Below are 21,299 nucleotides of genomic sequence, written 5' to 3'. Positions count from 1 at the left end.
TTGAGCCGCGCGCGATAAAACGAAGACCCAAGCCTTATCCCATGCTGATGAAAACACGTCGATCAGCCAGGGCCGAGGTCAGGAAGAATGGTCACCCGAAGAAGGTTAAGTAAGTGCCATTCGGGTCTGACAGGCATCTACTAACCTTGGGGAGAGAGGTGTTAATCAGTGAGGGTCGGGCATTGATAAAACTTTCCGATGAGTTGGAGGGTAACGGTTTTGTCGATGTGGTTCGACTTATATTGGCCTGCAAGGGACACGTGGTGATTCTTGGTGTTGGAAAAAGTGGCCATGTCGGTAAGAAAATTGCGGCAAGTCTAGCCTCTACGGGGACGCCCAGCTTTTTTATACACCCATCCGAGGCTAAGCATGGGGACTTGGGCATGATTACGGCGCATGACCTCGCATTACTAATATCCTACAGCGGTAGAAGTGAGGAGGTTTTGTCTCTGCTTCCATATCTTCATGATCTGGGTGTGAATACCGTAGCGTTGACAAATTTTTCAAACTCGGAATTGGCATGTAAAACAAATGCGAATGTGGCGTTGAAAGTTGATAGGGAAGCCTGTCCGTATAATCTTGCGCCAACCGTAAGTTCTAGCGCCACATTAGGTGTCGGAGATGCCATTGCTATGGTGCTGATGAAAATCAAGCGCTTCACGAAGGAAGAGTTCTCAAGGAATCATCCCGCCGGCAATCTAGGCAAGGTTCTGACGGTGAAAGTTCGTGACGTGATGGTGAGGGGGGATAAAATCCCTGCGCTGCCGCCTGATACATTGTTCTTGGATGCGGTTAGTTATATGGCGAATAAGCGCCTTGGATTTGTCGTCGTGGTAGATACCTTCTCTCGGCCTTTGGGAGTGTTTACAGATGGAGATATGGCTCGAGTGTTCAAGGGGAATGATAGTGTTGCTGGTCTTAAAGTTTCGGATGTTATGGAGGTTGATTTAAGATGCGTGCATGAGAGCGAGCTGATTGCAGACTGTATTGGTATTGATGTGTCTGCAATTTTGGTCGTTGACCACAAGGGAAAACTTTTAGGTGTTTCGCACAAGCATGATCTTGTCGCGTCTATTGCTTTGTAAGTTATCGGGAGAATGATGACTTTTATTGGGTATGTGCGTTCGTTTGGTTGTTGCTGAACGGCAGGGTGGACTAATTATGTTGATGTTGTCGCTGAGCTCAACGTTGTCAATATTTGTTTTGATATTGTTAGGTTGTTTGCTTTCGTTTGCTGGTCTCGTGCGTCGCGGTGCTGATGAAGTACTGAGTGACTATGTTTTTTATGTTGCGCTCCCCGTAGAAATTTTTTTGACGACGCTGAGGTCCGACTACACGCCAGACGTCAATGTAGATGCTTATGTTCAGGCGTATGGTTTGGGTATCTTTGTATTGTGGATCGTAATTTATATCATATATAAAGTTTGCCTTAAGAAGAGTCTGGTGGAGGTGGGTTTAAATTTTATTGCTGTTGGGCAAACCAATACCGCTTTTTTGGCAGTGCCTATCTTCATATTGCTGTTGGGTGACTCGGCTTTGGTTGTGCCAATAATTATTTTTCAGTCCGTTGTTCTTACGAGCATTGCGGTATTTGTCATGGAGGTTTCCTCTTTTTCGCAAATTGGATCTTTGAGCGCTTTTCTAAAGAAAGCCCTGCTGGTCGTGTTCAAAAATCCATTGATCATTTCCGCGTTGACGGGGACGCTCATTTCGCAAATTAAGCTCTCGCACATGATCGATACAGATTTTTTTATCATCGAGAGCATGGACATGATTGCTGATACCGCGGCGCCTATTGCACTAATAGCATTGGGTGCTTCGTTCTATGCTGGTCGCGTAACGTCCGCCATGAGAAACGACTGTAATGAAATAGTGCTGGGTGTGTTTGTAAAGAATTTTTTGCATCCCGCGATTTCTTTCGTGGTGGGACAGTACATTTTTGGACTGTCTGGATTGCTGTTGTTCGCATTGATACTGATATCGGCAATGCCCTCTCCAAAAAATACTTTTATCTTTGCGCAAGCCTATGGTGTGTCGGTGCAGAAGTTTAATTTAATACTTCTGGCTACCACGTGTGTCTCTTTTTTTGTGGTCAATGTGGCTGGCTATTTTTTTCTTCCTCATGTGGTCTGAGGTTGTGCGTAAATCGAATGGTAAACTTAATGCGGAGAGGGTGGATGATCAATATCAAACAAGTTTTAGAAGGCGTTGCAGAAATGAAAGCTAATTTGTCCGCGCGGGGTGTGGGTTTTGATTTGGATCAGTTTCTTTATTTATACGATACAGTGAAAACGCAAAAGCAGAGCCTGGAAGAAATGCAGCGCAAGTTAAATGCGATTTCAAAAACTATAAGAAATAATCCGTTGAAGAATGAGTTTCAATATGAGCATTCTGAGGCGTCGACGCTGAAGGGGGATGTCCTACGCGCCAAGGAGTCTTACAACGTGCTCCTTGAGGAATTTGATTTGCTTTCGCGCCAACTGCCCAATTGGACCTCCCCCGATGTGCCTGTTGGCGAAAGTGACGAAGATAATTTAACTATCAAGTTCAAAGGCCAGGCTCCAAAATTTGGGTTTTGCCATAAGGACCATGTCCAACTTGGCCAAGAGCTAGATTTGATCGATTTTGATTCAGGTAGGAAGGTGTCCGGTGCAAAATTTTATTTTTTAAAAAAATCAAGCGGTTTTTCTCCAGCATGCGCTTAAGGGGTTCATTTTCAATAAGGCATTAAAAGCTGGGTTCACGCCACTGCAAACGCCGGATATCTCTTACAACCATATTTTGGAGGGGGTCGGGTTCGCTCCAAAGGGTGATGAAAGCAATACGTATGGTCTGGATGGGCTTGATAAAAGCCTCATCGCTACAGCTGAGATTTGCGTGGCCGGTATGCACGCTGGGGACGTTATTGATGAATCTAAATTGCCTTTGCTCTACATTGCCGAAAGCCATTGTTTTAGACGTGAGGCCGGCGCATCGGGAAGATCCAGCAAAGGGCTTTATAGGGTCCACCAATTTGAAAAGCTGGAGCTGTTTGTAATATGCAAGCCAGAGGATAGCGTTACATATCATGACAAGATTCTTGAACTGCAAGAGGGGATCTATAGTGAGTTGGGTGTTCCCTATAAAGTCGTTATAAACTGCACGGGTGATTTAGGGGCGCCTGCGTATAAGAAGTATGATATTGAAGCCTGGATGCCCGGGAAAGGCATCGCGGGGGGAGTACGGTGAGATTACCTCCGCCAGTAACTGCACCGACTATCAGGCTCGACGGCTGAATATCAAGTACAGGGATTCTGCTTCAAAAAGTAATCGGTATGTTCATACCCTTAACGGCACTGCATCCGCGTTGGGCAGAACGATGGTGGCTATTTTAGAGAATTATCAGTGCGCTGATGGCTCGGTGAAAATACCTGAAGCGCTGAAGCGTTACCTCGATTTTGACCAGATTGCTCCAGTGGTCAACGATTTACATAGAGCATAAGCCGGAGCGGAGCAAACCCATCTTATTTGAGATGGGTTGCTCATTTGTCCGGCGCAGCCCACGGGCAATAACAGCCCACCGCCAACGTGTGAGTCGCATTAACGTCCCGGCCGCCGCTCAACGCCTCAAGAATCGGCTCGATGAAGCTGTTGCTCGAATTGCAGGTCAGGCCTTCGCTGTAGGGGCCGAAGTACGCCAATTTGCCGCTGCGATCCCAGATCGCCACGGCCGGGCTTGCAGGAATCTGGTTTGATCCGGGAAGGGCCGAGAGGGATTTCAAGTGGCTCAACGTGGCCGGCAGCCGACCTTGGCTGCCGGCTTTTTGTACCGCATAAAACTCGACGCCTTGCGGTACATATTTATCCACCAGTTCGGCCAGGTGCTGCTGATTGCCGACGTTGCACGGGCACGCCGGATCCCAGAAATGCACCAGGCGGATCGCGCCGGGGCCGGCCAGATCGGCAGGCAGGCGCAGAGGGTCGCCGGAAAACACCGCGGTGTGTTGGCTGAAAGCCCGCAGGAAACGGCCCTGGAACCAGTCGTAGGCGGCCCACAGGACGACGGCGCATCCGAGGGCGAGCAGGCTGGTGAGCAAGGTCGTGCGGTGGGACGGGCGCATGGAGTCGATCCTCTGAGGCCGCGTAGCTTGCCATGCTTGCCGCGACAGATGAATATCGCAGGCCTACAAAGTCTGTTTCGCGCGATGCGCCTATGCCTGGAATTTTTGATGCCTGCCACTTTCGACCCCGATCTCCTGCGTGCCAGTCTGCAACCGCTGGCCCAGTGGCAAGCCCTGTCCGAGCAAGCCCAGGCTTACCAGCGGTTCTATGGGCTGGATTTTCCCCAGCGCAGCGTGCGCAAGGGATTGGGGCGCTTCGAGGTAGGCGGGTATGAGCTGGTGAGCCAGGTCTGGTGGCCGGAAAAAGCCGTGGCGACGTTGTTTGTGTTCCACGGTTACTACGATCACATGGGGCTGTATCGGCACTTGATCGAGTGGGCCCTGGAGCAGCAGTTCGCGGTGATCGCCTGCGACCTGCCGGGCCATGGCCTGTCCAGTGGCGAACGCGCCAGCATCGGTGACTTTGCCGAGTACCAGGCTACCCTGCAGGGCCTATTGGCCGAGGCTGGGACGCTGGACCTGCCGCAACCCTGGCATCTGTGCGGGCAAAGCACCGGTGGGGCCATTGTCGTCGATCATGTGCTCAGTCAGGGCGCGCAGAGCCCGGCCCAGGGCCAGGTCATCCTGCTGTCACCCCTGGTGCGGCCGCGGGCCTGGGGCTGGTCGCGCCTGAGTTATTACCTGCTCAAGCCCTTCGTGAGGGAGATCGCCCGGCGTTTCAGCGAGAACTCCACCGACCCGGACTTTCTGCCATTCCTGCAAGCCGACCCACTGCAACCACTGCGCCTGCCCACCGCTTGGGTGGGCGCATTGGGGCAATGGATCAAGCGTATCGAAGCCGCCCCGAGCAGCCCGCGCCAACCGTTGATCGTGCAGGGACAGGCGGACATGACGGTGGATTGGGTGCACAACCTGCAAGTGCTGCGCAGCAAGTTCGACCGGCCGCAGGTGTTGATGTTGCCTGAAGGGCGGCATCACCTGGCGAATGAGGCACTGGCGATGCGGCAGGAGATGTTTGGGTTCTTGACCAAGCGGATGAGCAGGATCCGGCGGTGACTGGGCTATTGCTATCGCGAGCAGGCTCGCTCCCACACTGGATCTTAATCGATCACAAAACCTGAGTTCATCCAAATACCCTGTGGGAGCGAGCCTGCTCGCGATAGCGGTCTCAGGGATACTGAAGAACTACTGCCCGAGACTCTGCCCCACCGCCAACCCCGCCCGAATCGCCGCCAGGGCCGCTTGATAATAAGCCTGGCCCTCGGTCGATTCGGCGAAGGTGGCGAACTCCTCCAGCTCGGTATCGGTCAGGTCACGGTAGACGTACAGCAGGGTGTTGTTCAGGTCTGCGCCGATCTGTTCCATTAACCGTTGGCGTTGGCCATTCAACATGCCTTGGGCCTGGCCGGCGCCCAAGAGTCCCGGGATCATCGAACTCAGGCTGTCGGCCGCCACGCCGGCGATCGCCAGGCTGACTTCGGCGCCGGCCTCGCGGGCGGGCAGGGCCTGGGCCAGGTGGCCGATGATCAACAGGCGGTTGTCGCTGGCTGGCATCTTCGGCAGGCCCTTGGCGTTTTTTGCCAATTGATCACGCCGGGTCGCCAGCAGCTCGGCCGCGACGACCTTGCGGCCCAGGGGCGACTGGAAAAAGGCCAGGGCCGGGTTCGGGTCTCGAAGGTTGCTGCGCATTTGCGCCTCGGCCCGCTGGTCCATGGCCTGGGGGGCGAAACGTTGATTGCTGTTGTTCACCAGGGCCTGGAACACCGCCGACGGCAGGCTGCTCTGATAGCGCTGCTGAGCGGCGCTCAAGGCGTCATTGAAATGCGCCCGCTGTCCCGGCCAGCCGGCGACCTTGTACAACTGGTCGTAGCTGTCTGCCCAGGTGGGCAAAACGCAGAACATCAACAGTGAGAAAAGCAAACGACGCATAGGGGCTCCTGTCAGCAGCCGACTATTCTCCGTGGGGTGTGGGGTCTTGTCGAGAATTCGTATCAAGTTCATACGGCGGTGCAATTTGACGCAGCAAACTGACGCAGCGAACCCGCTGCGTGGCGCTGTCGGTTTTGCAGGCACAGGCATACTATGCGCGCCATGCAAATACCTTCTGATCACCCGCTGCTGTTACGTATCGTCGACGACCTGGCCGAGCGTGGCTGGTCGCAGCAGAACCTCTTCCTGCCGGATGCGCTGACTCGCGCCCTGGCGGCCGAATGCCGCCAGCGTGCAGCCGAGGGCGAACTGGCCCCGGCAGCGGTTGGACGTGGACCATTCTCGGAGATCCGCGAAGGGATTCGGGGTGATCACATCCAGTGGATCGAACCCGGCCAGGCGCAAGCCTGCGATCATTACCTGGCGCTGATGGACAGCCTGCGCGAGGCGATGAATCGCGGGCTGTTCCTGGGCCTGGAAGACTTCGAAAGTCACTTTGCCCTCTATCCACCCGGCGCGTTCTACCTCAGGCACGTCGACCGCTTCCGCGATGACGACCGACGCATGGTGTCGGCGGTGCTCTACCTCAACGACGATTGGTTGCCGGAACACGGCGGCCAGTTGCGCATGTACCTGGACGAAAACCTGGAACAGGACGTGGAGCCCATCGGCGGTTGCCTGGTGGTGTTCCTGTCGGGGGACATTCCCCATGAAGTACTGCCGGCCATGCGTGATCGCCTGTCCTTAACCGGTTGGTTCCGCCGTCGTGGCAACGAGTTGTTCTGAGATGGAAAAGATCCTGGTCAGTCGCTGCCTGCTCGGGCATCGCGTGCGTTACGACGGCGGTGCCAGCGGGCCGTTCGATCAACTTCAGCAGTGGCTCGACGAGGGCCGGATCGTGCCGCTGTGCCCGGAAGTCGCCGGCGGCTTGCCTACGCCTCGGGCGGCGGCGGAGATTCCGGGTGGGCAGGGCGGGCAAGTGCTCGACGGCCAGGCACGGGTCATCACCACCGACGGCGAGGATGTGAGCGCGCAGTTCCTGTCAGGCGCGTATCAAGCATTGGAGCGGGTGCGTGAACACGACATCCGTATCGCCGTGCTCAAGGCCAACAGCCCGTCGTGCGGCAATGTGCTGACCTATGACGGAACGTTTAGCGGTGTGAAGGTCAGTGGCGCAGGCGTGACGGCGGCGTTGCTCAAGCGGCATGGCGTGAAGGTGTTCAGTGAGCTGGAGTTGCCTGAAGCGGCGGCGGCTCTCCAGGCCTTGAACAACGAATAACCTTGAGCCGCGTCGCGCTCTGCGGCAGGGACTCTCTGTGGGAGCAAGGCTGCCCGCGATACAGGCGCCTGGGTCTCTGAAAGACCGCATCGATTTCATCGCGGGCAAGCCTTGCTCCCACAAAATCGCTTGCGACAGGGCTATAGCTGCGCGGCCAACTGCTCAATCTGCTCCTGACGCTCGGCCTGGCTCAATCGCGGTTGAGCATTCAGGGATGACCATTGCGGATGCGCCCGCGCCTTGTTCAAGACTTCGGGCAGCTTGCCTTCGCGCCAAGTCTGGTCCTGGGGCGTGGCGATGCGGATGCTGTCCATCGCCGCATGGCCGCGCTGGTTGAGGGCTTGCAGCAGTTGGCGTTGGCGCAGGGCCAACAGGCGCAGCACGCTGTCGTCCACCGTCAATTCCCGTTGCCCCTTGAGCTTGCCCATCAGCCGGTTGCCATAGCTGCGGGCGGTTTGCAGGGTGCCGCCGACAATGGCCCCGGCCAGGGCGGCGGCGCCAAGGGTCAGGCCGCCCACCAGCAAATCCACGCCGGCCCCGGCCGCCGCACCCGCCGCGATTCCGCCACCGACGCGTACGCCCAGTTGCTTGAGGGTCTCGGGGTTGAACAGGTCGTCGCCCCAACGCCCGTCGAGCAGTGGCAGGTCGCTGGCGGCGGCGTCCTGGAGACGGAAAGCATAGAGCTTGAGCAGGGCCTCGACACAACGCTGTTCGCGCTGACGCACCGCGTTGCGCAGCTCAGTAATGGCCTGGCGTTCCAGTTCGGCGTCGCTGGCGACGCTGCGTCGGCAGGCGGCGCAGTCGATCAGCAGTTCGGCGATCAAACGCGCCGCGCTCTGCTGGCGGGCCAGGCGTTGGGCCTGTTGGTCGGTGACCAGGCGTTCCAGTTGCCCACGGGCGCTTTCCAGCAACAGCGCGAGGCTCTCATACAGGCGCCGCTCGCCGTCCTCGGGTGGGGCAACGCTGTCAAAGCGCACCAGGGCGTGCAGCCCCAATCGCGCCAGGGCTTCGCGCCAGTCGGGCTCGCGATGGTGGGTGCTGCTGACGAAATTCAACACCGGCAGCAGCGGCTTGCCACAACTGGCGAGGACTTCCAACTCATCGCGGTACTTGGCCAGCACCGGCTCCCGGGCATCGATCACATATAGCCCGGCGTCGCTGGCGAGCAGTTGTCGCAGCACTTTGGCTTCCTGTTCGAAGCGTTGCCGTGCTTCGCTGCCCTCGAGGAAGCGGGCCAGGCGTGCCGGGCCGTCCAGGCGTTCGCCTGGGCGCTCCAGGCGCTCGAGGTAATCGAGCAGGGCGATGGCGTCCTCCAGGCCCGGCGTGTCGTACAGTTCCAGCAGCGCTTCGCCGTCTACCGACAGGCGCGCACCCTCGACATGCCGGGTGGTGCTCGGGCGATGGGACACCTCGCCGAAGCCGACGTCGCGGGTCAAGGTACGCAGCAGCGAGGTCTTGCCCACATTGGTGTGGCCGACCACCGCCAGTCTCAGCGGCTTCATGGGCTCAGTCATGGCCGGTCTCCAGCCAGTTCAAGGGCATGCAGTCGGCGAAGGGCAACTGCAACTGTTGCAGCGCGGTGTGCCAGTCGCCCAGGCGCTCGGCGTCCAGCGCCTCACCGGGCGGCGCCTGCAACAGCCAGACGCGGGTGGCGCTGGCGCTGCGGGCCAGCTCGGCGATCAGTGCCAGGCTGCCGCGGTCCGGTGAACGGCGTGGGTCGCAGGCAATTGCCAGTCGTGCCGGCGGAAAGCGTGACAGCTGTTCGAGGAGTTTGTGGCGAGACTCGCGGCTGTCGAGAACGCCGGCGCTTTTCACGGTTTCGGGCAGCTTGGGCGGCCAGGTTCGATCGTCCAACTCGATTGCCACCAGCAGCGCACCGTCGCTGTTCAGGGCACTGACAGCATTTTCGATGGAATGCAATTGCGCGGGGGCGGCGTCGTTGACGCCCAGTCGCTCGCTGCTGGGCATCAGCCGTTCACGCAATTGGGCGTAGCCCGGCAGGTTCAAGTCCAGGCGCAGCGTGGTGCGGCCGCGCCGCCAGCGCCACAGGCACAGCAGTGCCAGGCACACACGCGGCAACAGGCCATAGACCAGCAGCACACCGACCAGCCAGGCAGCCCAGGCCTGGCGGGCGCTCTCAATGTTCAGGGCGGCATCGCCACTGGCGCGGATCATTTCCACCGTCGGCACGCTGAAGCCCAGCAGCGCGGGCAGTGTGCCGAGGGCCTGGGTCATGGCGACGAAGGTCTCGCTGCCAAGAAGAGTGGTTTCCCAGACGAAGCCATAGCGCCGGGTCGCCATCAGCAGCAGGACGATGACCAGCGCGCTGAGCATCGCCAGCAGCCACAGGCCATTGACCAGCACGCCGAGGGCCCAGCGATTGAGTTTGTGCCGTTGCAGCAACAGCAGCAGGGCTGGCGCCAGTTGGGCGGCCTTGGCGTCGCGGGCGAGTTTTTCGCTGAGCCACAGCCACAGGCGTCCCAGCGTGGCACCTTGCTCGCCAGCGAATATCAGGCCCAAGGCCCAGCCGATGAGCAGGATCAGGTTCAGCCCCAACAGACTGCCCAAGGCCCAGAACACATTGACCGGTGCCTGCCCGTCGCCGAGTGCGGCAAAGCCCAGGCCGGCGCCGCTGATGACGGCGAGCAGCGCCAATGCGATCAGCGCCAGTCGTGCCCCTTGCAGCCAATGGCGCAGGGCCTCGGTGAGGCCATCGCGCTCGGCCAGGCAGCGGGCGCGGTGGTGGATGCGCGTGGCTAAGTCGCCGCCGGCCACACGGGCCAGGCGATTGGCTTGCTGGTCTTCGAGCGGGCCGGCGTGTTCTTCACGCAGGCGTATCGTCTCGGTCAACCAGAGGTTCTGCAGTGCTGTCACGGGGGTTTCCGTTGCTCGAATGAGGGTTGAGCATAACCGCTGTGACGCCTGTCGGGGTACGCCGGGCCTCTGGTATCCTCGCGGCCATGAACAAAACTCTCCCTTTAAGCCTGATCGCAGCCCTCGGTGAAAACCGTGTGATTGGCGTCGACAACAGCATGCCCTGGCACCTGCCGGGGGATTTCAAATACTTCAAGGCCACCACCTTGGGCAAGCCGATCATCATGGGGCGCAAGACCTGGGATTCCCTCGGTCGAGCGCTGCCGGGACGCCTGAACATCGTGGTCAGCCGTCAGCCGGGTCTGGTGCTGGAGGGCGCGCAAGTATTCTCCACCCTGGAGGCCGCGGTGGCGCGGGCCGAGGCGTGGGCGCTGGAACAGGGTGTCGACGAGTTGATGCTGATCGGCGGCGCCCAACTGTACGCCCAGGCCCTGGAGCAGGCGGATCGACTGTACCTGACCCGCGTGGCGCTGAGCCCGGAAGGGGATGCGTGGTTCCCGGCATTTGATGCGAGCCTGTGGACGCTGGTCTCGAGCCAGCCGAATCCGGCCGAAGGGGACAAGCCGGCCTACAGCTTTGAGGTGTGGGAAAAGCTCTAAAGCAAAAGCTTCGCGAGCAAGCCCGCTCCCACAGTTAACCGAGTTCTATCAGGGAAAATCGGTCGACTGTGGGAGCCGGTTTGCTCGCGAAGGTGATCTACCAGGCGCCACCAAGTTAAGGCGACCAGCGAGACCGGCAAGCCCATGGCCGGCAGCACGATCAGCGCGGCGAACGTCGCGCCAGCACCGACCCCGGCCACCCCGGCCGAACTACGATCACGATCGCCACCAGCGCCCACAGCGCAACAAATCTTCGATAAGGCGGGTGCCAGTCGCCTGAAGCCGCGACTGCGAACCGGGGAGCCTAATAGCCTGATAACTAATGCATTAATACGAAAGGTGTATGTATATTGTCGTTTATGGAGCATGGCGGTGACGTTTACGGATATGTCGCTGGCGCTATGAAGACGCAAGCGGTCGTGGACAGGTGAGAGCTGTCACGAGCATTTGCTAGCGTCGAGTTTTTTGCACCCGGGAGAAATGCCGATGAAGTTTGTACCTCGTTTTTTCGCTGTCGCCTTGAGTCTTGGTCTCGCTGGCCAGGCACTCGCCACCGACCTCAAACACTGGCCGGTGGAACAAGCCAAGGCCCTGGAGGCGATGATCGCGGCCAACGCTAACAAGGGTAACTACGCGGTGTTCGACATGGACAACACCAGCTACCGCAACGATCTGGAAGAGTCGTTGCTGCCGTTCATGGAGAACAAGGGCCTCATCACCCGGGAAACCCTGGACCCGTCCTTGAAGCTGATGCCGTTCAAGGACACCGCCGATCACAAGGAAAGCCTGTTCAGCTACTACTACCGCCTATGCGAAGTGGACGACATGGTCTGCTACCCGTGGGTGGCTCAGGTGTTTTCCGGCTTTACCCTCAAGGAACTCAAGGGCTACGTCGACGAGTTGATGGCGTCCGGCAAACCAGTGCCGACCACGTATTACGACGGCGACAAAGTGGTCAACTACAACGTCAATCCGCCGAAAATCTTCACCGGCCAGACCGAGCTGTACAACAAGCTGATGGAAAACGGCATCGAGGTCTATGTCATGACCGCCGCTTCCGAAGAGCTGGTACGCATGGTCGCCTCGGATCCGAAGTATGGCTACAACCTCAAGCCGCAGAACGTGATCGGCGTGACCACGCTGCTCAAGGACCGCAAGACCGGCGAGCTGACCACCGCTCGCAAGCAAATCACGGCGGGTAAATATGACGAGAAGGCCAACCTTGGCCTGGAGTACACGCCTTACCTGTGGACCCCGGCGACCTGGATGGCCGGCAAGCACTCAGCGATCCTGACGTACATCGATCAATGGAAAAAACCGGTGCTAGTGGCCGGTGACACGCCGAGCAGTGACGGCTATATGCTGTTCCACGATGTGGACGTGGCCAAGGGCGGTATCCACCTGTGGATCAACCGCAAGGACAAATACATGACCCAGATTAACGGCATGATGGCCAAGCACGCTGCCGCCCAGGCCAAGGAAGGACTGTCGGTGACGGCGGACAAGAATTGGGTGATCGTCAAGCCGCAAGACATCCAGTAGGCGCTGGCGAAGCCTGCGATCTTTTGATCTTTCGCTTGAAATCCAAGCGGTACGGAAAAGATCGCAGCCTGCGGCAGCTCCAGGGCATTTTTACTACGGCTATTGATGCTTACAAACCGTCGAGCATTGCCTTGTTACGCACCGCGCCCTTGTCGGCACTGGTGGCGAGCAGGGCGTAGGCCTTGAGGGCCGTGGTGACTTTGCGTGGACGCACTTCCACCGGTTTCCAGCCCTTGTTGTCCTGTTCGAGGCGGCGCCCGGCCAATTCTTCGTCGCTGATCAACAGGTTGATCGAGCGGTTCGGAATGTCGATCAGGACCTTGTCGCCGTCCCGTACCAGGCCGATGGCGCCGCCAGCCGCAGCCTCCGGCGAAGCGTGGCCGATGGACAGGCCCGAGGTGCCGCCGGAGAACCGGCCATCGGTCAGCAAGGCGCAGGCTTTGCCCAGTCCTTTGGACTTCAGGTAGGAGGTTGGGTAGAGCATTTCCTGCATGCCCGGGCCGCCTTTCGGACCTTCGTAGCGAATGATCACGATGTCACCGGCCTTCACTTCGTCAGCGAGGATGCCGCGCACGGCACTGTCCTGGCTTTCGAAAATCTTCGCGTTGCCTTCGAACACATGGATCGACTCGTCGACGCCGGCGGTTTTCACCACGCAGCCATCCAGGGCGATGTTGCCATACAGCACGGCCAGGCCACCTTCCTTGGAATACGCGTGCTCGACGCTGCGGATGCAGCCGTTTTCACGGTCGTCGTCCAGGGTTTCCCAACGGGTCGACTGGCTGAACGCAGTTTGCGTCGGGATGCCCGCCGGGCCGGCCTTGAAGAAGTGGTGCACGGCCTCGTCGGTGGTCTGGGTGATGTCCCACTTGGCGATGCCTTCGGCCATGGTCTTGCTGTGTACGGTCGGCAGGTCGGTGTGCAACAGGCCGCCACGGGCCAGGGAACCGAGGATACTGAAGATCCCGCCGGCGCGGTGCACGTCTTCCATGTGGTACTTCTGGATGTTCGGCGCGACCTTGCACAGTTGCGGCACGTGACGGGACAGGCGGTCGATGTCGCGCAGGTCGAAATCGATCTCGGCTTCCTGGGCAGCGGCCAGCAAGTGCAGGATGGTGTTGGTGGAACCGCCCATGGCGATGTCCAGGGTCATGGCGTTTTCGAACGCCTTGAAGTTGGCGATGTTGCGCGGCAACACCGACTCGTCGTTTTCACCGTAGTAGCGCTTGCACAGCTCGACGATGGTCCGACCAGCCTGCAGGAACAGCTGTTCGCGATCGCTGTGGGTGGCCAGGGTCGAACCGTTGCCCGGCAGCGCGAGGCCCAGGGCTTCGGTCAGGCAGTTCATCGAGTTGGCGGTGAACATGCCGGAGCACGAACCGCAGGTCGGGCAGGCGCTGCGCTCGTACTCGGCGACCTTCTCGTCAGAGGCGCTGGAGTCGGCGGCGATGACCATGGCGTCGACCAGGTCGAGACCGTGGCTGGCGAGCTTGGTCTTGCCGGCTTCCATCGGGCCGCCGGAGACGAAGATCACCGGGATGTTCAGGCGCAGGGCGGCCATGAGCATGCCCGGGGTGATCTTGTCGCAGTTGGAAATGCATACGATGGCGTCGGCGCAATGGGCGTTGACCATGTATTCGACGGAGTCGGCGATGATCTCGCGGCTCGGCAGCGAATAGAGCATGCCGTCGTGACCCATGGCGATGCCGTCGTCCACGGCGATGGTGTTGAATTCCTTGGCCACGCCGCCGACGCGCTCGATTTCCCGGGCAACCAGCTGGCCGAGGTCCTTGAGGTGGACGTGGCCCGGTACGAACTGGGTGAAGGAGTTGGCAATGGCGATGATCGGCTTCTTGAAGTCGTCATCCTTCATCCCCGTGGCGCGCCACAAGGCACGGGCGCCGGCCATGTTGCGGCCATGGGTGGATGTTTTCGAGCGGTAATCAGGCATGGAGCACTCCGGGCGGCTAAATCAGGTACTTATCAGGTATCAATGGGGAAGTGAGCTTCTGTCGACGTCTGGAACACCCGGGTTTGGCCGTGTGTCCGGACGTGGCTGATGACTTTGCAGGATCGCTGCGCGCCTCAGCATGAGCTCATAAACCCGCCGGGGATGAATGGCGATGAATGTCGCGATTCTACACCGCTGGCGCCAGGATGAAATGACGCAAAGCGCTGATCGGGCGCCAATGTCGTGCGTGGGATGACGACTGGCAGGGGTCAGCCGGTCAGCAGCCCCCTGTAGCGATGCCGGACCAGGGCATTGAGTGCCAGTCCCAACAGGCTGAGCAGGACCAGGCAGAGGGCCAGGGTGACTTGCAAATCCAGCGGGGTGAGGCTAATCGCGGCACTGGTCAGCCCGCCAACGATGAAGATCAGCACGCTACCGGCCGAGGCCGATGTGCCGGCTTGCTCGGGAAATCTATTCATGGCTTGGGTGTGGGCGGCTGCGCGGGCAATGGTGGTTCCGGTGGTGCACACGATCATGGGCAGCAGCAAGGTGGTAACCGACAAGCCCAGGTGGCTGGAGAGCCCCAGCATCAGGCCCCCCGCCGAGAGAATCAGGCCCAGGCCGATGTTGATTTGTGTCTGCGAGTCGATGCGATTGCTCAACACGGTCGCCACCGCTCCCCCGCCAATGTAGGCCAAGCCATAGCCCAGCAGCGCCAGTGAAAAAGCCTCGGGCGAGAGGTGCAACTGGTCGATCAAGACCAATGGCGAAATGACAATGAACGAGAAATGGCAGGAAAAAGCCAGCGCCGAGGTCAGCCAATAGGCCATGAAGCTGAAGTCACGGCAGACCTTTCGATAGGCTGCGATGAAACCCAGCCCCCTGGGTTGGCGGTCTGCCGCGCAGCGTTCAAGTAAATGACAGGTGCTTACGAATGCCCCCATTGCCAGGGCAATGAACACCAGAAAGCTGCCACGCCAGCCCATCCAACTTTGCAGCCCGGTGCCGGCCAGGGGCGAAACGGAAATGAAAACCCCTCCGCAGGTGACCAGGAATATCCGCAGTTGCTGCTGTTCCCGGCCAGTGAACAGGTCTTGGATCAGCGCCTGGGACAGCACCAAACAACCGCATCCCAAGGCTTGGACGATACGGAAGAACAGAAACGCCCCGTAACCGTCGGTGAGCACGCAACCTGTTGCGCCGATGGCTGCAACGATGATCCCGATCAACAGCAGGTTCTTTCGCCCCATGGTGTCGGAGAGTGGGCCGACCAGCAGTTGCGAAAGGGCGATCCCCACCGCGTAGAGGCTGACAGACAGGGCAATGTCCGAGGATGGACGTTCAAAGTGCTCGGACAGGGCGGGGAACGAAGGCAGCACGACATCGATTGGAAAGACGCCGAGCAATGTCAGGGTCAGCAATAGGGCGATGGTGGCAGGTTTGCGTGCGGTCAGGTGGTTTTGCGGATCAGTCATCGAACAGTTCCAAGGCGTACCTGAGGGTCGCTTTCAATCCTAATACGTCATGCCTGCCAGACGCGGGGGAGATTGAGTAGGAAGGCTCTGGTAATTGCGTGGGGAGGCTCCTACAGACGTTTGCTACTTGTTAACTTTTTGCGCTGGGGCCTTATTCCTGCGCGCAAAAAAATCGCAGCCAAGGCTGCGATCGGAATGCAATTCGAGTGTGCGGGGCGCAGCGCTATGGCCCTGGCCCCGCCCGGCCTCAGCTGTTGGGCAACAACCGGCAGGTGATGCTCTTGATGTAGCGGGTTTCGGCAATGGCCGGGTGTACCGGATGGTCTGGCCCCTGGCCGCCGCGTTCGAGCAGTTGAATGTTGCGGTCCAGGTGGCGGGCGCTGGTCAGCAGGATGTTTTGCAGATCGTCTTCGGGCAGGTGCATCGAGCACGACGCGCTGACCAGGATGCCGTCCTTGCTGAGCAGGCGCATGGCCTGCTCATTGAGACGGCGATAGGCGCCTTCACCGTTTTTCAGGTCTTTCTTGCGTTTGATGAAAGCGGGTGGGTCGGCCACGATCACGTCGAAACGTTCTTCGCTGGCCTTGAGTTCCTTCAGGGCCTCGAACACGTCGCCTTCGATGCAGGTCAGCTTCTCGGCGAGGCCGTTCAACGCGGCGTTGCGCTCGACACCGTCGAGGGCGAAGGCCGAGGCATCGACGCAGAACACTTCACTGGCGCCGAACGCCGCGGCTTGCACGCCCCAGCCACCGATATAGCTGAACAGGTCCAGTACGCGCTTGCCCTTGGCGTACGGGGCCAGGCGTGCGCGGTTCATGCGGTGGTCGTAGAACCAGCCGGTTTTCTGGCCTTGCATGACCGGCGCTTCGAACTTCACGCCGTTCTCTTCCAGGGCGACCCATTCCGGCACCAGGCCGAACACGGTCTCGACGTAGCGGTTCAGGCCTTCGGCGTCACGGGCCGCGGAGTCGTTCTTGAACAGGATGCCGCTGGGCTTGAGCACCTGGGTCAGGGCCGCGATCACGTCGTCCTTGTGGGCTTCCATGGTGGCAGAGGCGATCTGCACCACCAGGATGTCGCCGAAACGGTCGACCACCAGGCCTGGCAACAGGTCGGAGTCACCGTAGACCAGGCGATAGAACGGCTTGTCGAACAGCCGCTCGCGCAGGGACAGCGCCACGTTGAGGCGATGCACCAGCAGGGACTTGTCCAGCGCCAGCTTCACGTCACGGGACAGCAGCCGGGCGCAGATCAGGTTGTTGGGGCTCATCGCAACGATGCCCAGCGGCTTGCCGCCGGCGGCTTCGAGGATGGCCTGGTCGCCGGCCTTGAAGCCGTGCAGCGGGGTGGCGGCTACGTCGATTTCGTTACTGTAGACCCACAGGTGGCCGGCGCGCAGGCGACGGTCGGCATTGGCTTTGAGGCGCAGGCTAGGCAGGGACATGACGTCGCTCCGGAAAAAAGAGCGGGAGTATACCGTGTTGCAACCCTGGCGGGGCTTGCGGTGGACATGCGGTGAGCAAGCACACTCGCTTAGCCGTAGAAGCTATGTAGGAGCTATGTAGAAGCTATGTAGGAGCTATGTAGAAGCTATGTAGAAGCTATGTAGGAGCTGTCGAGTGAAACGAGGCTGCGATCTTGCCCCAGACACTTGAATCGTAAGCGAAAGATCAAGATCAAGATCAAAAGGTCGCAGGCTTCGCCAGCTCCTACAGAGCGCAGCAGGCTCAGGCGGACAACGCGCTGATCAACTCGCGGTTGAACGCCGGGATGTCGTCGGGCTGGCGGCTGCTGATCAACGTGCCGTCCTTGACCACTTCCTTATCGACCCAGTTCGCGCCGGCGTTGACCAGGTCATCCTTGAGGCTTTTGTAGCTGGTCATGGTCTTGCCCTTGACCAGCCCGCTCGACACCAGCAGCCAGCCACCATGGCAAATCACCGCAATGGTCTTGCCCGCCGCCTCGAAGCCCTTGACCAGTTTCTGGGCATCGGCGTCGATGCGGATGGTGTCGGAGTTCTGCACGCCACCGGGCAACACCACGGCGTCGTACTGCTCGACATTGGCGGCCTTGAACGTCAGGTCGATCCGGAAGTCGTCGGCCGGCTGGTCATGGTTCCAACCTTTGACCTGGCCTTCGCGGGCCGAAACGATGTCCACCTTGACGCCGGCCTGTTCCAGGGCCTGTTGGGGGGCGGTCAGTTCGGCCTGTTCAAAACCGTCGGTCACGAGGATGGCGACACGTTTGTTGTTCAGGGAGCCAGGCATGAAAAATCTCCTAAAGCTGAGTGGCTGGGCTGCCGACTCAAGCCTTTATGCAGGCTTGACTGTCGGCCCTGTAAAGTCCGAAGCCGATGCCTGAAGGAAAGTTCCGTCGATCTACCCGGCGGTGTATCGGATCCATCTTTAAGGGTTAGAATCTGCGCCTGACCCGGAGTGTGTACTCATGTCCAAAGAGCTTTCCGCCGAACAGATCCAACAGTCCTTGCAAGGCATCAGCGTGCCACCCCAGCCGCAGATCATGGTGGACCTGCAGATGGAGCAGTACATGCCCGACCCGGACCTGGAGGCCATCGCCAAGCTGATCTCCCAAGATCCTGGTCTCTCCGGGGCCTTGCTCAAGATCGTCAACTCGCCGTACTACGGCCTGCGCAACAAGATCACCTCGATCCAGCGCGCGGTGAACCTGCTGGGCAGCCGTTCGATCATCAACCTGATCAATGCGCAGTCGATCAAGGGCGAGCTGCACGACGACGCCATCGTCACTCTGAACCGCTTCTGGGATACCGCCCAGGATGTGGCGATGACCTGCCTGACCCTGGCCAAGCGCGTCGGCCTGGAGAACGGTGACGAAGCCTATGCGCTGGGGTTGTTCCACGACTGCGGCGTGCCGTTGATGCTCAAGCAGTTCCCCAACTACATGGGCGTGCTGGAAGAGGCCTATGCCAATGCCAGCGCCGAGTGTCGGGTGGTGGACACCGAGAACCGCGTGTTCAACACCAACCATGCCGTGGTCGGTTACTACACCTCCAAATCCTGGCGCCTGCCGGATCACGTCAGCCAGGCCATCGCCAACCACCACAATGCCCTGGCGATCTTCAGCGACGAGTCTTCACGCAACAACAGCCCGCTGAAGAACCTGCTGGCGATCCTGAAAATGTCCGAGAACATCTGTGCGTCCCACCGGGTGCTCGGCAATCAGACCGAAGACCACGAGTGGAATTGCGTCGGCAGGCTTGTGCTCGATTACATCGGTTTGTCGGAATACGACTTCCAGACCCAGAAACAGGAAATTCGCGACCTCGCCAATCGTTGAGTGCGGTGCTTCGCCTGACTCGAGAGCCTCATGCCAGAACTGCCTGAAGTCGAAACCACCCGTCGCGGAATCGCGCCTCACCTTGAAGGCCAGCGGGTCAGTCGCGTGGTGGTCCGCGACCGCCGCCTGCGCTGGCCGATCCCGGAAGATCTCGACGTTCGGCTTTCGGGCCAGCGCATCGTGCAAGTGGATCGGCGGGCCAAGTACCTGTTGATCAATGCCGAGGTCGGCACGTTGATCAGCCACCTGGGCATGTCCGGCAATCTGCGCTTGGTGGAGGTCGGCATGCCTGCCGCCAAGCACGAGCACGTGGACATCGAGCTGGAGTCCGGCCTGGCTTTGCGCTACACCGACCCTCGACGGTTTGGTGCGATGCTCTGGAGCCTGGACCCGTTCAATCACGAGCTGTTGATTCGCCTTGGTCCCGAGCCGTTGACCGACCTGTTCGATGGCGAACGGTTGTTCCAGCTTTCGCGAGGGCGGTCCATGGCGGTCAAGCCGTTCATCATGGACAACGCGGTGGTGGTGGGGGTGGGCAATATCTACGCGACCGAGGCCCTGTTCGCCGCCGGGATCGACCCGCGCCGGGCCGCCGGAGGCATTTCCCGGGCGCGTTACCTGAAGCTGGCGATCGAGATCAAGCGCATCCTCGTCCATGCCATCGAGCGCGGTGGCACCACGCTGCGGGACTTTATCGGCGGGGATGGCCTGCCCGGCTATTTCCAGCAGGAACTGTTCGTCTACGGCCGGGGCGGGGAGCTGTGCAAAGTGTGTGGCACGGGTCTGCGGGAAATCCGCCTGGGCCAGCGTGCGAGCGTCTGGTGTCCGCGCTGCCAGAGCTGATCGGTCCTACGGTCTATAGTCAGTAGTCATACCGATTTAGCTGAAGGATCGCCCGATGAAACTGCTTCGACCTGTCGTTCTAGCGCTCCTGCTGAGTGTCGGTTTGCCTGCCCTGGCAAGCGACGGCAGCGGCGATCCGCGCTACACCATCCAGAACCCACCGGCCTTCGCCATGATCGGCGATCTGCTGATTGCCCGTCCGCTGCTGCTCGCCGCCACAGTGATTGGCGCCGGAGCATTCGTGGTGTCGTTGCCCTTTACCGCGCTGGGCGGCGGGGTAGGCGATGCGGGCAAGGCGCTGGTGGTGGACCCGGCGAAGGCCACGTTTGTGCGGTGCCTGGGGTGTATTGGGGAGGGGTTTGAGCGGCAGGAGTGAAGGTCAATAGTTACATCTGGGTGGTGGCTGAGGGCCTCTTCGCGAGCAAGCCCGCTCCCACAAAGTGAACACGGTCGATTCTTGTGGGAGCGGGCTTGCTCGCGAAGAAGCCGGCAAAGACGCTACAAAAGCACCTGGCTCAAGCCTTGCCAGTAATCTTGCGATATTTCGCCATCAGCTGTTCTTCAGTTTCCGGATGAGCCTCGTCCAGAGGGATGCAATCCACCGGGCAGACCTGCTGGCACTGGGGTTCGTCGTAATGGCCGACGCACTGGGTGCACAAGTTCGGGTCGATGACGTAGATCTCTTCGCCTTGGGAAATGGCCTCGTTCGGGCATTCGGGTTCGCAGACGTCGCAATTGATGCAGTCGTCGGTGATGATCAGGGACATGCAGGCTCCTGCCGGGGCGTTGGGCCCGGGCATCTGAAAACGTATGGGCGCAATTGTGCCGCATTGGCGAGCGCAGTGCACGCGGGCGCGATGGACTGCGCTGCGCCGGGCTGCGAAGCGAGTCGCAGTCCGCAGGTTATTTCTTGAAGCGCAGGGTCAGCGCATCGGCCACGGCCGGGTGGACGAACTGGGTGATATCACCGCCCAAGGCGGCGATTTCCCGTACCAGGGTCGAGGAAATGAAGGAATAACGCTCCGACGGCGTCAGGAACAGGCTCTCGACGTCCGGTGCCAATTGGCGGTTCATGTTGGCCAATTGGAACTCGTACTCGAAGTCCGAGACCGCCCGCAGGCCGCGCAGGAACACATTGGCGTTCTTTTCCTTGGCAAAGTGCGCCAAAAGCGTCGAGAAACCGACCACTTCCACGTTGGGCAGGTGCTTGGTGACCTCGCGGGCCAGTTCCACACGTTGTTCCAGCGGGAACAGCGGGTTTTTCTTCGGGCTGGCGGCAACGGCAATGATCACATGGTCGAACAGGCGCGCGGCGCGTTCGACCAGATCGCCATGGCCCTTGGTAATAGGGTCGAAGGTACCTGGGTACAACACTCGGTTCATCGCGTCGTC

Annotated in this window: 23 protein-coding genes; 13 read left to right on the top strand and 10 right to left on the bottom strand. The window is 59.7% G+C overall.

Features of this window, described 5'->3' with window-relative positions; genetic code table 11:
- Nucleotides 1-182: 182 nt before the first annotated feature.
- The 5 genes from AACY42_RS06130 to AACY42_RS28540 all read left to right on the top strand — a co-directional run bounded on the left by AACY42_RS06130 (nucleotide 183) and on the right by AACY42_RS28540 (nucleotide 3,481).
- Complete coding sequence (locus tag AACY42_RS06130) at nucleotides 183-1,085, top strand: KpsF/GutQ family sugar-phosphate isomerase (RefSeq protein ID WP_339477670.1); 903 nt, start codon at nucleotides 183-185, stop codon at nucleotides 1,083-1,085.
- Nucleotides 1,086-1,161: 76 nt separating this feature from the next.
- On the top strand, nucleotides 1,162-2,133 hold the full coding sequence (locus tag AACY42_RS06125; protein WP_339477667.1) for an AEC family transporter: 972 nt from the start codon (nucleotides 1,162-1,164) through the stop codon (nucleotides 2,131-2,133).
- Between the two features lie 44 nt (nucleotides 2,134-2,177).
- Nucleotides 2,178-2,705: a hypothetical protein gene (locus AACY42_RS06120; protein ID WP_339477665.1), complete on the top strand. Its 528-nt coding sequence runs from the start codon at nucleotides 2,178-2,180 to the stop codon at nucleotides 2,703-2,705.
- A gap of 76 nt (nucleotides 2,706-2,781) precedes the next feature.
- Nucleotides 2,782-3,228, top strand: coding sequence for an aminoacyl--tRNA ligase-related protein (locus tag AACY42_RS06115; RefSeq protein WP_339477662.1), 447 nt, complete (start codon nucleotides 2,782-2,784; stop codon nucleotides 3,226-3,228).
- Entirely contained in the window at nucleotides 3,176-3,481 is a 306-nt protein-coding gene (locus AACY42_RS28540) for an aminoacyl--tRNA ligase-related protein (RefSeq protein ID WP_445261735.1), read from the top strand. The genes AACY42_RS06115 and AACY42_RS28540 overlap by 53 nt, the downstream gene beginning before the upstream one ends.
- A gap of 40 nt (nucleotides 3,482-3,521) precedes the next feature.
- Here the strand turns inward: AACY42_RS28540 and AACY42_RS06110 are convergent, their stop codons facing one another.
- Nucleotides 3,522-4,100 (bottom strand): DUF6436 domain-containing protein, encoded by a 579-nt coding sequence (locus tag AACY42_RS06110; protein ID WP_339477659.1) that lies wholly within the window; start codon nucleotides 4,098-4,100, stop codon nucleotides 3,522-3,524.
- A 108-nt stretch (nucleotides 4,101-4,208) separates the two neighbouring features.
- Between AACY42_RS06110 and AACY42_RS06105 the strand changes: the two genes are divergently transcribed.
- Nucleotides 4,209-5,156: an alpha/beta hydrolase gene (locus AACY42_RS06105; RefSeq protein WP_339477657.1), complete on the top strand. Its 948-nt coding sequence runs from the start codon at nucleotides 4,209-4,211 to the stop codon at nucleotides 5,154-5,156.
- A gap of 129 nt (nucleotides 5,157-5,285) precedes the next feature.
- On the opposite strand, the gene AACY42_RS06100 is transcribed toward AACY42_RS06105, so the two are convergent.
- Nucleotides 5,286-6,029 (bottom strand): DUF2059 domain-containing protein, encoded by a 744-nt coding sequence (locus AACY42_RS06100; RefSeq protein ID WP_339477654.1) that lies wholly within the window; start codon nucleotides 6,027-6,029, stop codon nucleotides 5,286-5,288.
- 153 nt (nucleotides 6,030-6,182) lie between these two features.
- On the opposite strand from AACY42_RS06100, the gene AACY42_RS06095 reads away from it, so the two are divergent.
- Together AACY42_RS06095 and AACY42_RS06090 are read left to right on the top strand one after the other, a co-directional pair.
- Entirely contained in the window at nucleotides 6,183-6,815 is a 633-nt protein-coding gene (locus tag AACY42_RS06095; protein ID WP_339477652.1) for a 2OG-Fe(II) oxygenase, read from the top strand.
- A 1-nt stretch (nucleotide 6,816) separates the two neighbouring features.
- A complete protein-coding gene (locus tag AACY42_RS06090; protein WP_339477649.1) occupies nucleotides 6,817-7,308 on the top strand; it encodes a DUF523 domain-containing protein in 492 nt (163 codons plus the stop codon).
- Between the two features lie 140 nt (nucleotides 7,309-7,448).
- On the opposite strand, the gene AACY42_RS06085 is transcribed toward AACY42_RS06090, so the two are convergent.
- Nucleotides 7,449-8,822, bottom strand: coding sequence for a GTPase/DUF3482 domain-containing protein (locus AACY42_RS06085; RefSeq protein ID WP_339477647.1), 1,374 nt, complete (start codon nucleotides 8,820-8,822; stop codon nucleotides 7,449-7,451).
- Entirely contained in the window at nucleotides 8,815-10,182 is a 1,368-nt protein-coding gene (locus AACY42_RS06080) for a DUF2868 domain-containing protein (RefSeq protein WP_339477646.1), read from the bottom strand. The genes AACY42_RS06085 and AACY42_RS06080 overlap by 8 nt, the downstream gene beginning before the upstream one ends.
- An 86-nt stretch (nucleotides 10,183-10,268) precedes the next feature.
- On the opposite strand from AACY42_RS06080, the gene AACY42_RS06075 reads away from it, so the two are divergent.
- Together AACY42_RS06075 and AACY42_RS06070 are read left to right on the top strand one after the other, a co-directional pair.
- Nucleotides 10,269-10,781: a dihydrofolate reductase gene (locus AACY42_RS06075; RefSeq protein ID WP_339477643.1), complete on the top strand. Its 513-nt coding sequence runs from the start codon at nucleotides 10,269-10,271 to the stop codon at nucleotides 10,779-10,781.
- A gap of 486 nt (nucleotides 10,782-11,267) precedes the next feature.
- Nucleotides 11,268-12,323, top strand: coding sequence for a haloacid dehalogenase-like hydrolase (locus tag AACY42_RS06070; RefSeq protein ID WP_339477640.1), 1,056 nt, complete (start codon nucleotides 11,268-11,270; stop codon nucleotides 12,321-12,323).
- Nucleotides 12,324-12,432: 109 nt separating this feature from the next.
- Here AACY42_RS06070 and ilvD read toward each other — a convergent pair whose 3' ends face one another.
- From ilvD to AACY42_RS06050, 4 genes are all read right to left on the bottom strand, one after another.
- Nucleotides 12,433-14,274, bottom strand: a complete 1,842-nt coding sequence (gene ilvD / locus AACY42_RS06065) for a dihydroxy-acid dehydratase (RefSeq protein ID WP_339477637.1) — start codon at nucleotides 14,272-14,274, stop codon at nucleotides 12,433-12,435.
- A 269-nt stretch (nucleotides 14,275-14,543) separates the two neighbouring features.
- Entirely contained in the window at nucleotides 14,544-15,749 is a 1,206-nt protein-coding gene (locus tag AACY42_RS06060; protein ID WP_339477636.1) for an MFS transporter, read from the bottom strand.
- Between the two features lie 247 nt (nucleotides 15,750-15,996).
- The gene (locus AACY42_RS06055) at nucleotides 15,997-17,193 is read right to left on the bottom strand and encodes a class I SAM-dependent rRNA methyltransferase (RefSeq protein ID WP_339477632.1); all 1,197 of its coding nucleotides are present in this window, start codon (nucleotides 17,191-17,193) and stop codon (nucleotides 15,997-15,999) included.
- Between the two features lie 283 nt (nucleotides 17,194-17,476).
- Nucleotides 17,477-18,016, bottom strand: coding sequence for a type 1 glutamine amidotransferase domain-containing protein (locus AACY42_RS06050; protein WP_339477629.1), 540 nt, complete (start codon nucleotides 18,014-18,016; stop codon nucleotides 17,477-17,479).
- Between the two features lie 232 nt (nucleotides 18,017-18,248).
- On the opposite strand from AACY42_RS06050, the gene AACY42_RS06045 reads away from it, so the two are divergent.
- From AACY42_RS06045 to AACY42_RS06035, 3 genes are read left to right on the top strand one after another with little or no spacing between them, the layout of a single operon-like run.
- Nucleotides 18,249-19,064, top strand: coding sequence for an HDOD domain-containing protein (locus AACY42_RS06045; protein ID WP_339477681.1), 816 nt, complete (start codon nucleotides 18,249-18,251; stop codon nucleotides 19,062-19,064).
- 30 nt (nucleotides 19,065-19,094) lie between these two features.
- Complete coding sequence (mutM, locus tag AACY42_RS06040) at nucleotides 19,095-19,907, top strand: bifunctional DNA-formamidopyrimidine glycosylase/DNA-(apurinic or apyrimidinic site) lyase (RefSeq protein WP_339477627.1); 813 nt, start codon at nucleotides 19,095-19,097, stop codon at nucleotides 19,905-19,907.
- Nucleotides 19,908-19,962: 55 nt separating this feature from the next.
- Complete coding sequence (locus tag AACY42_RS06035; protein ID WP_018609455.1) at nucleotides 19,963-20,283, top strand: hypothetical protein; 321 nt, start codon at nucleotides 19,963-19,965, stop codon at nucleotides 20,281-20,283.
- 139 nt (nucleotides 20,284-20,422) lie between these two features.
- On the opposite strand, the gene AACY42_RS06030 is transcribed toward AACY42_RS06035, so the two are convergent.
- Nucleotides 20,423-20,674, bottom strand: coding sequence for a YfhL family 4Fe-4S dicluster ferredoxin (locus AACY42_RS06030; RefSeq protein ID WP_003206534.1), 252 nt, complete (start codon nucleotides 20,672-20,674; stop codon nucleotides 20,423-20,425).
- A 136-nt stretch (nucleotides 20,675-20,810) separates the two neighbouring features.
- Nucleotides 20,811-21,290: a pantetheine-phosphate adenylyltransferase gene (coaD, locus tag AACY42_RS06025; protein WP_339477621.1), complete on the bottom strand. Its 480-nt coding sequence runs from the start codon at nucleotides 21,288-21,290 to the stop codon at nucleotides 20,811-20,813.
- Nucleotides 21,291-21,299 lie beyond the last annotated feature (9 nt).

The sequence above is a fragment of the Pseudomonas sp. RL_5y_Pfl2_73 genome (assembly GCF_963970515.1).
In the GTDB taxonomy this organism is placed as follows: Bacteria; Pseudomonadota; Gammaproteobacteria; order Pseudomonadales; family Pseudomonadaceae; genus Aquipseudomonas.
This window is presented reverse-complemented; position numbering and strand designations above follow the sequence as displayed.

Excerpts from the sequence above, each read along its gene's own strand:
- AACY42_RS06125 (WP_339477667.1), top strand. The coding sequence starts at position 1,162 with ATGTTGATGTTGTCGCTGAGCTCAACGTTGTCAATATTTGTTTTGATA.
- AACY42_RS06120 (WP_339477665.1), top strand. The coding sequence starts at position 2,178 with ATGATCAATATCAAACAAGTTTTAGAAGGCGTTGCAGAAATGAAAGCT.
- AACY42_RS28540 (WP_445261735.1), top strand. The coding sequence starts at position 3,176 with ATGATATTGAAGCCTGGATGCCCGGGAAAGGCATCGCGGGGGGAGTAC.
- AACY42_RS06110 (WP_339477659.1), bottom strand. The coding sequence starts at position 4,100 with ATGCGCCCGTCCCACCGCACGACCTTGCTCACCAGCCTGCTCGCCCTC.
- AACY42_RS06105 (WP_339477657.1), top strand. The coding sequence starts at position 4,209 with ATGCCTGCCACTTTCGACCCCGATCTCCTGCGTGCCAGTCTGCAACCG.
- AACY42_RS06100 (WP_339477654.1), bottom strand. The coding sequence starts at position 6,029 with ATGCGTCGTTTGCTTTTCTCACTGTTGATGTTCTGCGTTTTGCCCACC.
- AACY42_RS06095 (WP_339477652.1), top strand. The coding sequence starts at position 6,183 with ATGCGCGCCATGCAAATACCTTCTGATCACCCGCTGCTGTTACGTATC.
- AACY42_RS06090 (WP_339477649.1), top strand. The coding sequence starts at position 6,817 with ATGGAAAAGATCCTGGTCAGTCGCTGCCTGCTCGGGCATCGCGTGCGT.
- AACY42_RS06085 (WP_339477647.1), bottom strand. The coding sequence starts at position 8,822 with ATGACTGAGCCCATGAAGCCGCTGAGACTGGCGGTGGTCGGCCACACC.
- AACY42_RS06075 (WP_339477643.1), top strand. The coding sequence starts at position 10,269 with ATGAACAAAACTCTCCCTTTAAGCCTGATCGCAGCCCTCGGTGAAAAC.
- AACY42_RS06070 (WP_339477640.1), top strand. The coding sequence starts at position 11,268 with ATGAAGTTTGTACCTCGTTTTTTCGCTGTCGCCTTGAGTCTTGGTCTC.
- ilvD (WP_339477637.1), bottom strand. The coding sequence starts at position 14,274 with ATGCCTGATTACCGCTCGAAAACATCCACCCATGGCCGCAACATGGCC.
- AACY42_RS06060 (WP_339477636.1), bottom strand. The coding sequence starts at position 15,749 with ATGACTGATCCGCAAAACCACCTGACCGCACGCAAACCTGCCACCATC.
- AACY42_RS06055 (WP_339477632.1), bottom strand. The coding sequence starts at position 17,193 with ATGTCCCTGCCTAGCCTGCGCCTCAAAGCCAATGCCGACCGTCGCCTG.
- AACY42_RS06050 (WP_339477629.1), bottom strand. The coding sequence starts at position 18,016 with ATGCCTGGCTCCCTGAACAACAAACGTGTCGCCATCCTCGTGACCGAC.
- mutM (WP_339477627.1), top strand. The coding sequence starts at position 19,095 with ATGCCAGAACTGCCTGAAGTCGAAACCACCCGTCGCGGAATCGCGCCT.
- AACY42_RS06035 (WP_018609455.1), top strand. The coding sequence starts at position 19,963 with ATGAAACTGCTTCGACCTGTCGTTCTAGCGCTCCTGCTGAGTGTCGGT.
- AACY42_RS06030 (WP_003206534.1), bottom strand. The coding sequence starts at position 20,674 with ATGTCCCTGATCATCACCGACGACTGCATCAATTGCGACGTCTGCGAA.
- coaD (WP_339477621.1), bottom strand. The coding sequence starts at position 21,290 with ATGAACCGAGTGTTGTACCCAGGTACCTTCGACCCTATTACCAAGGGC.